General features: G+C 62.5%; 15 protein-coding genes and 1 tRNA gene. 6 read left to right on the top strand and 10 right to left on the bottom strand.

The features are described 5' to 3' along the window. Positions 1–7: 7 nt before the first annotated feature. On the bottom strand, positions 8–154 hold the full coding sequence (locus AAAX72_RS07720) for a hypothetical protein (protein ID WP_349129829.1): 147 nt from the start codon (positions 152–154) through the stop codon (positions 8–10). Positions 155–204: 50 nt separating this feature from the next. Continuing rightward, positions 205–444 (bottom strand): hypothetical protein, encoded by a 240-nt coding sequence (locus tag AAAX72_RS07715; RefSeq protein ID WP_349129828.1) that lies wholly within the window; start codon positions 442–444, stop codon positions 205–207. A gap of 593 nt (positions 445–1,037) precedes the next feature. Here AAAX72_RS07715 and AAAX72_RS07710 point away from each other — a divergent pair. The 3 genes from AAAX72_RS07710 to AAAX72_RS07700 are packed head-to-tail and all read left to right on the top strand — an operon-like array spanning position 1,038 to position 3,663. After that, entirely contained in the window at positions 1,038–1,580 is a 543-nt protein-coding gene (locus tag AAAX72_RS07710; RefSeq protein WP_349129827.1) for a DUF4342 domain-containing protein, read from the top strand. Positions 1,581–1,598: 18 nt separating this feature from the next. Next, entirely contained in the window at positions 1,599–2,384 is a 786-nt protein-coding gene (locus tag AAAX72_RS07705) for a response regulator transcription factor (protein WP_349129826.1), read from the top strand. Next, complete coding sequence (locus AAAX72_RS07700; protein ID WP_349129825.1) at positions 2,368–3,663, top strand: HAMP domain-containing sensor histidine kinase; 1,296 nt, start codon at positions 2,368–2,370, stop codon at positions 3,661–3,663. Before AAAX72_RS07705 ends, AAAX72_RS07700 begins: the two co-directional genes overlap by 17 nt. Positions 3,664–3,738: 75 nt before the next feature. On the opposite strand, the gene AAAX72_RS07695 is transcribed toward AAAX72_RS07700, so the two are convergent. Together AAAX72_RS07695 and AAAX72_RS07690 are read right to left on the bottom strand one after the other, a co-directional pair. Beyond that, on the bottom strand, positions 3,739–4,113 hold the full coding sequence (locus AAAX72_RS07695) for a VOC family protein (protein ID WP_117564907.1): 375 nt from the start codon (positions 4,111–4,113) through the stop codon (positions 3,739–3,741). Between the two features lie 11 nt (positions 4,114–4,124). Continuing rightward, positions 4,125–4,412, bottom strand: a complete 288-nt coding sequence (locus AAAX72_RS07690; protein WP_271738213.1) for a PTS sugar transporter subunit IIB — start codon at positions 4,410–4,412, stop codon at positions 4,125–4,127. Positions 4,413–4,575: 163 nt separating this feature from the next. Between AAAX72_RS07690 and AAAX72_RS07685 the strand changes: the two genes are divergently transcribed. Together AAAX72_RS07685 and AAAX72_RS07680 are read left to right on the top strand one after the other, a co-directional pair. After that, positions 4,576–5,199, top strand: a complete 624-nt coding sequence (locus AAAX72_RS07685; RefSeq protein ID WP_138341467.1) for a hypothetical protein — start codon at positions 4,576–4,578, stop codon at positions 5,197–5,199. Positions 5,200–5,230: 31 nt separating this feature from the next. Next, a tRNA-Leu gene (locus tag AAAX72_RS07680) sits at positions 5,231–5,315 on the top strand. 149 nt (positions 5,316–5,464) lie between these two features. On the opposite strand, the gene AAAX72_RS07675 is transcribed toward AAAX72_RS07680, so the two are convergent. The 6 genes from AAAX72_RS07675 to larC all read right to left on the bottom strand — a co-directional run bounded on the left by AAAX72_RS07675 (position 5,465) and on the right by larC (position 10,880). Further along, positions 5,465–6,466: a hypothetical protein gene (locus AAAX72_RS07675; protein WP_349129823.1), complete on the bottom strand. Its 1,002-nt coding sequence runs from the start codon at positions 6,464–6,466 to the stop codon at positions 5,465–5,467. A gap of 20 nt (positions 6,467–6,486) precedes the next feature. Then, positions 6,487–7,248: a hypothetical protein gene (locus tag AAAX72_RS07670; RefSeq protein ID WP_349129822.1), complete on the bottom strand. Its 762-nt coding sequence runs from the start codon at positions 7,246–7,248 to the stop codon at positions 6,487–6,489. A gap of 195 nt (positions 7,249–7,443) precedes the next feature. After that, positions 7,444–8,733: a phosphopyruvate hydratase gene (gene eno / locus AAAX72_RS07665; protein WP_349129821.1), complete on the bottom strand. Its 1,290-nt coding sequence runs from the start codon at positions 8,731–8,733 to the stop codon at positions 7,444–7,446. Positions 8,734–8,922: 189 nt separating this feature from the next. Continuing rightward, a complete protein-coding gene (mazG, locus tag AAAX72_RS07660; protein ID WP_152067989.1) occupies positions 8,923–9,783 on the bottom strand; it encodes a nucleoside triphosphate pyrophosphohydrolase in 861 nt (286 codons plus the stop codon). A gap of 2 nt (positions 9,784–9,785) precedes the next feature. Next, entirely contained in the window at positions 9,786–10,334 is a 549-nt protein-coding gene (gene yfcE, locus AAAX72_RS07655; protein ID WP_349129819.1) for a phosphodiesterase, read from the bottom strand. A gap of 60 nt (positions 10,335–10,394) precedes the next feature. Next, a complete protein-coding gene (gene larC, locus AAAX72_RS07650) occupies positions 10,395–10,880 on the bottom strand; it encodes a nickel insertion protein (protein ID WP_226812481.1) in 486 nt (161 codons plus the stop codon). Between the two features lie 340 nt (positions 10,881–11,220). Here larC and AAAX72_RS07645 point away from each other — a divergent pair, with 340 nt between their 5' ends. Further along, the gene (locus AAAX72_RS07645) at positions 11,221–12,132 is read left to right on the top strand and encodes a PHP domain-containing protein (RefSeq protein WP_152067992.1); all 912 of its coding nucleotides are present in this window, start codon (positions 11,221–11,223) and stop codon (positions 12,130–12,132) included. Positions 12,133–12,222: the final 90 nt, after the last annotated feature.

Here is a 12,222-nt window from a genome sequence, read left to right as displayed (position 1 = left end):
GCCCGCGCTACAGTACCGCACACAACACGGCGAGCAACGCCACGCCGACCGCATAGACCGCATCGCGCCAGCCAAAGCCGCTCCGCGCGGGAGCCGGATACGCGCCGGCAAAGCCGCGGCAGAGCATACCACTTCGCTGTAAGTCGCTAGCCACATTCTGCACGATCACTAAGCCAACCGTTCCAGCCCTTCCATCCTTAGGGCTTACTCCTCGTTCTTCCATCCAAACGGGTCGAGCACCCAAAAGATCAAATCGAGCACGCCGCCGGTCATCATGGCGGCGGCAAGGGCCATGCAAACGTGCAGAGAACTGGCACTTCGGAGCACGTCGAATGGCCCCAAAACAGCCAGCAGCGCGACCGCTGCGCCGGCCACGCACAGCGCAAGACACGGCCCCGCGTCCTTGACGCACTTCTTTGCGAGATGCTTGGTGTTATCGCTCATTGGTATCGAACTCCTTAGAGGGTTGTTGTTCAGATGAATGCCGCCGCGACGGAGCATGGCGGCAGGGTAAGTGTCACATGTCGTACGGACATCAATGGAGAAACCGCCTGCACGACCAACCCTTGACGCCGCTTTGCTACCGGCACCCCATCCCCCGCTATTGAGGTCTAATACTTTTCCGCGAAGTGAACGGCTGTTTTTGGACCCCTGAAACATCCGCACCTTTCGGCGGCAAAATCGCAGGATTTCGGCATTAAAACCGCAGGAAGCGGCACCTCTAAAGTGTCGATGCTTCGGGGGTCCGTTTTCACTCGTTCACATCTCGGAAAAGTATTAGACCTCGCTATCAGCTGTCCCAAAGATCAGACCGCCCCTCCTTCACGCCCCGCAAAACCTGCCTTTTCTGCCCTTCCCCACCGCCACCCAAAAACTCATCCAACATTAATCTTGGCTCAAGAATCGCTTAATCTATAACCTGCACTATAGAGTTCGACCAAGGGCGGGGCGGCGCCGCGCAACGCAGGCCGCCGAACGCAACGCTCGCGCCCGGGCAGATCGCCCGGCGTCGCGCCCATCGAACGAAAGGACAGGTCATGGACGACCTCGAAAAAGTTGAAACCATCCGCACCAAGTGCAACGTGAGCTACACCGATGCCAAGGCAGCGCTCGACGCCGCCGGCGGCAACGTCCTTGATGCCATCATTTGGCTCGAGTCGCAGGGCAAGACCCAGACCACGTCGGCGCACGCCGCCACCGAGTCCGCGCCGGTCGACGAGCCCTCGGCCGAGATGGTCGCCGCGCAGGCCGCCTACGAAAAGTCGAGCGAAAAGACCGACTTCTCCAAGAAGATGGACAGCGTGTGGGAGTACCTCAAAAAGCTCTTCCGCCTGAGCCTGGACACCAAGTTTATCGCCACACGCCGCGACGCGATCATCCTCAACATTCCTATCCTGATTCCCATCGTCGCCCTGTTTGCCTGGGGCGCCACGATTTGGCTGATGCTGCTTGGCCTGTTCTTTGGCATGCGCTACCGCATCGACAGCGACGGCGACGTGCCCGGCAGCATCAACAACCTAATGAATCATGCCGCCGATGCCGCGGATGACATCAAGCAAAATCTCAACGACGACAAGTAATCGCAGACGGGGGCACGCATGACACGGATCCTGATCGTAGAGGACGAGGAGAAAATCGCCCGCTTTGTGACGCTCGAACTGGAGCACGAGGGCTACCAGGTGGAGCACGCCGCCGACGGCCGCACCGCCGTGGACCTGGCGCTGGAGCGCAACTACGATCTGATTCTGCTCGATGTGCTATTGCCGCAGCTCAACGGCATGGAGGTGCTGCGGCGCGTACGTAAGCACAAGGACGTGCCGGTGATCATGGTCACCGCGCGCGATGCCGTGATGGACAAGGTGGCTGGGCTCGACGCCGGCGCCGACGATTACCTGACCAAGCCGTTTGCGATTGAGGAGCTGTTCGCACGGATCCGCGTGGCGTTGAAGCGCGCGGAGGCCGTGCGGGCGGCTTCGGGCGTTGGCGGCGTCGGCGCCGGGACTGGCGTAGCGAGCGGCACGGCCGCCGGTATCGTCACAATGTCCCCGGCAACCGACACGGCCCAGGCTGCTGCCACGCCCTCCCCCGCCACACTCACCGTGGGCTCGGTTGCGCTCGACCCCAACCGCCGCGAAGTCACGGTCGGCGGCTCGCCCATCGTGCTGACTGCCCGCGAGTTCGATGTCCTCGCCCTGCTTATGGCGCATGCCGAGACCGTACTCACACGCGAGCGCATCGCGCACGAGGCGCTGGGCTACGAATACGTGGGCGACACCAACAACGTCGACGTGCACATCGCGCACCTACGCGCCAAGATCGAGGACGCTGGCGGCGCCCGCATCATCCAGACCGTACGCGGGGTGGGCTATGTCTGCCGCGCGTAACGCCGAGACCAAGCGCGTCACATCCATCGCCCGTGCCATCAACTGGAGCTATATGTGGCGCCGCCTGATGAGCTACGTCTGGCTCGATCTGTTGCTGGTGGCGATTGCGACGGCAATCCTTGTCTATGGATACAACCAGACGCTGCCCGACGGCGCGTTTGCCGCGGGGTGGATCCCCGGCGCCACCGTTCACGGCATATCGCTGACGCCCGCGCGCGGCTGGGACCTGGCCACGCTCACCTATACCGTCGAGCTTGCGCGTACCACCAAGACCTTCCCCCTCGCGCAGGACCTCGTCACGCTATGGCCTCTCTACCTTGTCGTTGTAGGTTGGCAGGTCATCAGCGTGCTCAACATGCTCGGCGGCGCCCGACGCGTGCGCCGCACCATGGCACCGCTCAACGACCTAGCCTTGCGCGTGGACGAGCTCGGCCGCATGCAGCTCTCCGGCGGCAAGATGGAAACGCTGGAGCAGGCCATCGAGCGAGCAAGCGTCGATTCGCCAAGCGTCACCACTGGCGACGCCGATCTGGCGAGTATCGAGGTCGCGCTCAACCGCCTGCTGCGCCAGATGCAAGAGGCCAAGCTGCAGCAGATGCGCTTTGTCAACGATGCGAGTCACGAGCTGCGCACGCCCATCGCGGTGATTCAGGGCTACGTAAACATGCTCGACCGCTGGGGCAAAGACGACCCGGACGTACTAGCAGAGTCCATCGCCTCGCTCAAGACCGAAAGCGAGCATATGCAGGAGCTCGTGGAGCAGCTGCTGTTTTTGGCGCGCGGCGATGCCGGCCGCACCGTGCTGCGGCGCGCGAATACCAACCTGGCCGCACTGATCGGCGAGGTTTGCGAAGAATCGCAGATGATCGATACCGAGCACACGTATCGACTGGCCTTTGACGCCGCGCTTGCCAGCGACCCGCGCTGCGACGCGCCCGTTGACGTGGCGCTCGTGAAGCAGGCTCTGCGCGTAATCGTGCAGAATGCCGCCAAGTATTCGGACGCGGGCACGCCCATCACGTTTGGCGTAGCGCCGGATGCGGGCGCGGGCACGATCGACATAAGCGTTGAGGACGAGGGCATCGGCATGAACCAGGAATCCGCAGCTCACGCGTTCGAGCGGTTCTACCGTGCCGACAACGCGCGCGATGTCGGTGCACAGGGTTCGGGCCTGGGGCTCGCTATCGCCAAGTGGATCGTCGACAGCCACGGCGGCGTCATCGGTGTGACCTCGGTCGAGGGCGTCGGCAGCCGCTTTACGATTCGCCTGCCGCGGTAGGAAGCCCCTCGGCATAAATAAAGGGATAAGGCCATGCGGCCCTATCCCTTTTTGCTAACTAAAGCAGCTTGCGCGCTACTCGCGGCACAGGTGCACGGCGAAGCCGGCGAACTCGCGCTTAAAGTACACGAGCTTGGTGCCGCCGTCGGGCAGCAGCACGCGCGACTCCTCGTTGACCTCGAGCCCACGCTCGGCAAACCACTTCTCGGCCGCATCGATGTCGTTGACGGCAAAGCCAATGTGGCCCTTGGTGCCACGACCGTTCTGCTTCATGATCTCGACCAGCGAATCGTTAAAGTACGAAACCGGGGTCTCGATAACGGGCAGGCCCATCATCGTCGAGAACAGCTCCGCGATCTCCAGGGCATCGGCCGGGTCGGTGGCGTTGATGCCCACGTGAGCGACGCGCATGCCAAAGAGCTCTACCGGGTTGGCGTTCTGCTCACTCATGAAGTCAGCGCCTACTGTGCCATGACGTCGAGAACGGCCTTCTCGGCAGCGACGCGGTTCATGCCGGTCATGAAGGGCACGCCGCTCACGTACGGGCAGGTGAGGCCCTCGGGGGCAACGGTGGTGGCGATCAGCAGGTCGGCGCCCTCGTCGCAAACGTCCTTGGCCTCGGAGATGGCGCACTGCACGATCTCGTACTTGTCGGCGTAACCGTTGGCGTCGAGCAGGGTAGCGACCTTCTGGGCAACGAGCGTGGAAGTAGCAGCGCCAGCACCGCAAGCCAAAACGATCTTCTTCATAGGTAATGTCTCCCTTCGTGGTTTACTTTAGGTAAGTGTACCGCAGCGAGCGATGGCACTCAGCCTCGATGAGCTTTTATGCCAGTTTGCTTGCGCGCTGCGTATAATACATCTAGTACGTGTTGTCATACCGCTCGCTTTATGAGCGACTAAGGACCCCAATATGCCCGATTCCCGCACCCTCTGGACCGCCGTCGTCATCATCTGTATCGCCGTGTCGGTGTTCTTTAGCGTCAAAAAACGCACCACGTTTAAGCGCCTGCAGCAGCTTATGGCTGCCAAGCAGTGGGACGAGTTCGATCGCTTGCTCGATGGCAAACTCACCAGCATGCTGTACCCGCGCTATAACCGCGACTACCTGCGCCTGAACTCCTATCTGCTGCGCGAGGACCACAAGCGCGCCGACGAGATGTTCGATTTGCTGCTGGGACTCAATCTGCCCAAGATGCAGCGCGTCGACCTGGTGATTAAGGCCTTTAACTACTACGTTGGCCAGGAGGACCGCAAAAAATCCAAGGAGCTCCTGCACGAGATCAAGGGCTTTGAGGGCGGTCAGGCCGAGGCAGTCGCACACGAATGCCAGCTGATGTACGACACGATGATCTTGAAGCGCCACAACGACATTCCCGAGCTGGAGCGCATGCTCAAGGAGGCCGGTGACGACAAGGTCAAGAGCTGCCGCCTGGAATACCTGCTGGCCCTGCAGTACAAGAACAAGGGCGACGAAGCCAAGTTCCAGGAGTTCCTGGAGAAGTCGGGCCAACACTCGATGGCCGTCAACGCGTAACGGACGGCTTGTGCTAGACTTCTAGTCTCACGGGGGCGTGGCGGAATTGGCATACGCAGGAGACTTAAAATCTCTCGCCGCAAGGATTGTGGGTTCGAGTCCCACCGCCCCTACCACGTATTGTTTACGAGCCCGTGTCCCCCAGGGATGCGGGCTCGTTTCTTTTGGACGCCGGTGGGGCTTTAAGTTGCGGTGGAATAGTTCCTGTTTTGGCCGTTTACCAGCCCATTTAGGAACTATTTCACCGCAACTCAGAGGGAGACGGTTAAAGAGCGCTCAGACTCGGGGTCCAGGCGATGGTGGGAGTCGTACCGTCGAGAGTCTCGTTGATGGTGGCGGCCATACCGGCGAGTAGGCTATTCTCGCTTACGGTGAGCGTCTTGTAGCCGCCGGCACGCATGAGCTCGCGAATCACCACGGCGCCAGCCAAGATCACGCCCGCGCGTTTGGGCTGTACACCCGGTAGCGCGGCGATGCCGTCCGCGTCCAACACAGACATGCGCTCGATAGCGGCCGAGACCTGCTCCAGCGAAAGCTCGCGCAGGTGCACGAAGCTCGAATCATACGGCTCCAGCTCGTGAACCAGCGCCACGAGCGTGGTGACGGTGCCACCCACCGCGACCAGGCGCTCTGCACGCTCAAAATTGCTCGGCAGGCCCTCAAAATAGGCGGCGAACTGCTCGCCCGCCCAGTTGGCAGCGGCAGCAAGCTCGCCGTCCGCAGGCGGCAGTGCCGAGAAAAACCGCTCCGTCACGCGGCGACAACCGATGTCCAGCGAACGCGTACCCTCCAGCGCGAAGACCCCACGCTCCGGTGCGTACACACCCGTCGCGAGTTCCGTGGACCCGCCGCCCGAATCGGCAACAATGATGCGCTCGCCAGCAAAGTCGTGCGCCACGCCAAAAAACGTCAGACGCGCCTCAACCTCGCCCGGAATCACCTGCGGTTCGAGCCCCAGCTCGCGCAGGCCGTCCAACAGCAGGGCGGCATTGGACGCATCGCGCGCGGCACTCGTGCACGTGGTGCAGATGCACACGGCCCCAAAGGCATGCGCCTCGTCCACAAACATCCGGCACGCAGCGAGCACGCGCTCGACAGCCGCCTCGCAAAAGCGACCTGTCGCGTCGACGCCCTCGCCCAGATCGGTAATCTCGGTATGCTTGGACGATTCCACGATCGCCCCGCCCTCGACCTGGGCCAACACCAGTCGCGACGATACCGTTCCCAGGTCGATCGCGGCCACCTTATAGCGTTTGCAATTTGTCATTGCGGGCTCCCCTCCGGGCGCTATTTGCCGTTGGACACGACCGTCTGGCCCTCGACACCGTTAAACCCAAACAGCATGTCGAGCGCCTGGATGTACCACGGCGCGTCCTTACCGACTTCTTCGATTTCCTTGGCAACTTCGCTGGCCTTCTTGGCGTTCGACGACTTCTTGCTCGACGACGAGTCCGAATCGTCATCCAAGCCCAGCACGTCAATCTTGGTCTCGCCGGGCATCACCAGGCCCAAGTCCTCGGATGCCGCGTCCTTGATACCCTCCTCCGAGAGCAGCTTGTCGACGCTTTTTTGCAGCTCGTCGTTGTACTGCTGGCGAATCTCGACCTGCTTGGCCAAGATATCGCTCGAACGCTTTGCCACGTACAGATCGCGCACGGGGAAATACAGGCTCACGAGCACCAGGGCAACGACAATGCCGATGAATAGCCCTCGCTGAGGACCGTGGGTAAAGTCGTAAATTGCCTTGACCACTGCGTTGTCGTTGGCGTAGTGCATAAAGTCCGAGCCCGAAAGACGGTTCGAGGGCCTGGTCGACTTTTCGTGCGTTTGAGCCGAGGGGCGCTGAGCATGCGTCGGGCGCGCCGAACGTGGCGGGTGGTCCGTCGACGTATTCATTTGAGCACGGGAGTGTGAGGCACTTGGCGGACGCCGTGCGCGGTGATCGACGCCGCCGTAGTCGGACCCGCCAAGCTGCGCGGTACGCGCACGACGAGGCGACGGCTCACGCGAACCGGCGGAATAGTACCTGTTGTCGTAAATCTGATCCATGTGCGCCTTGTGCGGTTGAGGTTTGTTTGCGCTAAGTCCCTTAGTTATAGCACGAGCGCGCGCAACGCCTTCGGCGGCCCTTGCTCGACATAAAAAAGGCGCTGAGCCATATGGCCCAGCGCCCAATGGTGCTCAACAGTGCCCGGCGGAAGCGAGGCGAATCCGAGTCAGCCCCGCCGCCGCACACGCCGCTGCCTAGCGGATGTTGTAGAACGCAGACTTGCCGGCGTAGCGCGCGCTGCCCTCGAGCTCGTCCTCGATACGGATGAGCTGGTTGTACTTGGCGATACGGTCGCTGCGGCACGGGGCGCCCGACTTGATCTGGCCGGCGTTAACGCCCACGACCAGGTCGGCGATCGTGGAGTCCTCGGTCTCGCCGGAACGGTGGCTCACGATGCAAGCGTAGCCGGCCTCCTTGGCGGTTTCGATAGCCTCGAGCGACTCGGTGAGCGTGCCGATCTGGTTGACCTTGACCAGGATCGCGTTGGCGGCGCCCAGCTCGATGCCCTTCTTGAGGCGCTCGGTGTTGGTGACGAACAGGTCGTCGCCTACGAGCTGCACCTTATTGCCAATGCGGCGGGTAAGCTCGACCCAGCCGTCCCAGTCCTCCTCGGCCATGCCGTCCTCGATGGAGATGATGGGATAAGTGTCGACGAGCTTCTCCCAGTAATCGACCATCTGGGCGCTCGTGTACTCAACGCCCTCGCCCTTGAGCTCGTACATACCGGTCTCGGCGTTGTAGAACTCGGTGGACGCCGGATCCATGGCGTACATAAAGTCGACGCCGGGCTTAAAGCCAGCCTTCTCGACGGCCTTGGTGATGTACTCGAACGGCTCGGCATTGGTCTTAAGGTTGGGGGCAAAGCCGCCCTCGTCGCCCACGCCGCCGCCCAGGCCGGCCTCGTGCAGCACGCCCTTGAGGGTGTGGTAGACCTCGGCGCACCAACGCAGGCCCTCGGCAAAGCTCGGGGCGCCCACCGGCATGATCATGAACTCCTGGAAGTCGACGTTATTGTCGGCATGCACGCCGCCGTTGAGGATATTCATCATAGGTGTGGGCAGCAGATGAGCGTTGACGCCGCCCAGGTACTGGTACAGCGACAGGCCCGACGACTCGGCAGCGGCGCGGGCAACGGCCAGCGACACGCCCAGGATGGCGTTGGCACCGAGCTTGGTCTTGTTGGGGGTACCGTCCGCGGCAATCAGCGCGGCATCGACGGCGCGCTGATCGAAGGCGTCGAGGCCTACGACGGCATCGGCGCACTCGTTGTTGACGTGCTCGACGGCCTGCGAGACACCCTTGCCCAGATAGCGGCCCTTGTCGCCGTCGCGCAGCTCGCAGGCCTCAAAGGCGCCGGTCGAAGCGCCCGAAGGCACCATCGCGCGGCCGAAGCTGCCGTCCTCGAGCACGACCTCGACCTCGACGGTGGGGTTGCCGCGGCTGTCGAGCACCTCGCGACCGTAGACGTCCAAAATATCGCTCATGTTGTCTCCCTCTCACTTGGAAACGTAGTGAATGCAAGCGACCGGCTGACCGTGCACCGTCGGTGCGTCTCCGTAAGTTAGCCATGTCGCACTTTTTGCATTATGCCCTAAGTTAGCCGAGGGATACACTTGATTTTCGAAAAATTTAGCGGGAACGATGAAGCGTGTCAGCCCGTCGTTCCCGCAGTCTTACTCCTCCGCCTTTGCGGCATCCCACAGGTCGTTGAGGCCGTGGGTCGAAAGCTCGGCAAGATCCACGTGAGCATCGGCCGCCATCCGCTCCATCGCGGCCCAGCGGCGGCGGAACTTTGCCGTGCTGGCACGAAGGGCACTCTCGGCGTCAATGCCCTCTTTGCGTGCAACGTTGACCAGGGCAAAGAGCAGATCGCCAAACTCCATTTCGCGCTCGGGCGAGCCAGGGGCCTCGGCCTCAAACTCGGCACGCTCCTCGGCGACCTCGTCCCACACGTCCTGGACCGTCTCCCACTCAAAGCCCACGGCAGCCGCCTTGCGCGACACCTTCTGCGCCTGCATCAGCGCCGGTAGATGCGTGGGCACGCCGTCGAGCAGGCCCTCGGGCGCAGCCTCGCCTGCCGCCACGGCCTTGTCCTTGGCGGCTTTCTCGGCAAGCTTAACCTCGTCCCAAATCTTGAGTACCTCGTCGGAACTGTCGGCATCTACATCGCCAAACACGTGCGGATGACGGCGGATGAGCTTGGCGTCGATATCGTGCGCCACGTCGGCCAGCGTAAACTCGCCGGCGTCAGCAGCAATCTGCGCATGCAGCACGACCTGCATGAGCACGTCACCCAGCTCCTCGCGCAGGTGAACCGCGTCGTCCGCCTCGATGCAGTCGAGCGCCTCGTAGGCCTCCTCGATCATGTTCTTGCCAATGCTGCGGTGCGTCTGCTCGCGGTCCCACGGGCAGCCGTCGGGCTGACGCAAGCGCCAGACGGTCTGCACCAGATGCTGCAGCTCGGCCGACGCGTCGACCAGCGTGGACAGATTGCGCGAGCCCTCGGCATTTTGCTGAGCCATGTGCTGCGCCATGGCTATTCCTCCTCCAGGATCACGTGGCGGAACGCGCCGCCCTCGTAGATGCCGTAGCTGTGCGAGCCGTCCTTGGGGATGCTCACGCTACCGGGGTTGAAGAGCCACAGGCCCGGGTGCGCGGCGCTTTCCTCGTTGACCTTGATGTGCGTATGACCGTAGACGAGCGCGGAGCCCTCGGGCAACGCGGGCGCGTGGTCGACGCTGTTGTGCATGCCGGCGCCAAAGACATGGCCGTGCGTCAGGAACAGCTCGCGGCCGGTCTCGTCGAACAGCGTGGCGTAGTCGGCCATGACGGGGAAGTCGAGCACCATCTGGTCGACCTCGGCATCGCAGTTGCCGCGCACCGCGATGATGCGGTCGGCCAGGGCGTTGAGCAGCGGGATTACGCGCTTGGGGGCGTAATCGCGCGGCAAGTCGTTGCGCGGACCGTGGTAGAGCAGGTCGCCCAGCAGCACGATGCGGTCGGGCTGCTCGGATTCGATGTCGGCGACCAGGCGCTCGGCCCAGTATGCCGAGCCGTGGATGTCGGAGGCGATGAGGTATTTCATGGGGAGATCCTTTCGAATGGGGTTGATATGGCTGGGCGCAGGATGTCGCCACCAGCCGCGTTATTCAAATCGCAGTGCCACGGCTTGCGCCGCCTGCATCACGCGCTGGAGCGGCACGTTGTGCTCACGGGCAAGGCGGGCGCAGTCCTCGTACTCGGGTGCCGCACGCTCACTGCCGTCGGGCAGGGTGGCCACCTTGACGGACACCTCGCCCCATGGCGTCGTTACGCGCTCAAAGCGGCGTGGCAGGCAAACGCGCTCCATAACCTGGCGACGGATACCATTGGTCGTGGTTTCCAAAAAGATGATCGTCTGCAGACGCTCGATATCCTCGTGAGCACAGATTACCTGTAGCTGCCAGCTGGGGCGGCCTTTCTTGCAATAGAGGGGCAGCCAATGCACCTCGCGCGCACCCGCCTCGCGCAGGCGGTCGGCAGCGTAGGCGAGCACCTCGGGCGACGCGTCGTCGATGTCGCATTCCAGCTTGACGATGGTTTCGGGTGCATCGGTCTCGCGGGACAGTGGGGATGTGCTATCGCATTGCATACGGTCCGGATCCTTTCCGCGCGGGCTCGTTTTGTTCATCCAAACGCTAGCACATCGCGGGCGGCGCAGGGGCGGCGTCATGGGATAGGTGCGACTTTTGCTGGGCGCAAGTGCTGGCGCGCTCCAACGCCGGCCCGCTCCATTCAAACGTGTACGTCAGCCTCCAAACATGTCATTTTTTGCAGCTTTTGGAGGCTGATGCACATGTTTTGAGAGCGCAAGCGAGGCCGCACCGCGCGCCGCGCAGCCTTTCCAATCGATTTCGACCCCCGGCGTGCCCGGCGTGTTGAGAGCTGCGCCATTACAATGGAGCGGATTCGCTTGACGCAAAGGAGCCGCCATGTCTGCTTGCCCGCTGATCGATTGCCATACCCACACCTCGTTCTCGGACGGTCATGCCTCGTTTGAGGACAACGTTCGCGCCGCTGCTGCGGCCAGCTGCCGCGTCATGGTCTCAACCGATCATCTCGCCCTGCCCGCCAGCATGGACGCCAACTGCGAAGTGCAGGTTACTGAGGGCGACCTGCCGGCGCATCGTCTGGCTTTTGAGGACGCCCGCAAGCTCGCCGCGCAGATCACGCCGGAGCTCGAGCTTATCTATGGCTTTGAATGCGACTGGTACGAAGGTTGCGAGCCTTTGGTTGAGCGCTGGTCCGCGGGTGCCATAGTGCGCTTGGGCAGCGTGCATTGGATTGGCAACCCGGGCGATATCATGGCCGGTGCCGCGGGTACGGCGGGAACGGAAAACGTCGCTCGCCCCGATACGCCCGATTCCCTTTGCGGTTGGATCGACGACGACACCGACCTGCACGTTTGGGAAAACCTGGGCGTGCGCGGCGTGTGGGAGCGCTATGTCGACGACTGGTGCCGCGCCTGCGAAAGCTCGCTCAGCTTTGATGTGATGGCTCACCCTGACCTGGTCATGCGCTTTTCGAAGGAAGGCTTTACGCCCGACTTTGACCCCGCACCGTTTTGGCAGCAGATGGCCGAATGCGCCCACGATACGGGCCGCCGCATTGAGGTCTCGACCGCCGCACCGCGCAAGGGCCTCGACGACTACTATCCCACGACCGGATTGCTGCATTGCTTTGCCCACGCCGAGGTGCCGATAACTTTTGGCTCGGACGCACACCGCGCCTGCGACATCTGCTGGAACATCCGTGAGGCCCAGGCACACGCCTACGACTGCGGCTACCGAACCTTCGGCATCCCCCACCTCACCGGAGAATGGGAGTCCACGCCCCTCGCCTAACCATCCCTTCATAAGTTGCGGTGGAATAGGGATTGTTTTGCCTGATGAAGCGCTTAAACAGTCCCTATTTCACCGCAACTTCCATGACCC

The sequence above is a fragment of the Collinsella sp. CLA-ER-H8 genome (assembly GCF_040092335.1).
GTDB lineage: Bacteria > Actinomycetota > Coriobacteriia > Coriobacteriales > Coriobacteriaceae > Collinsella.
This window is presented reverse-complemented; position numbering and strand designations above follow the sequence as displayed.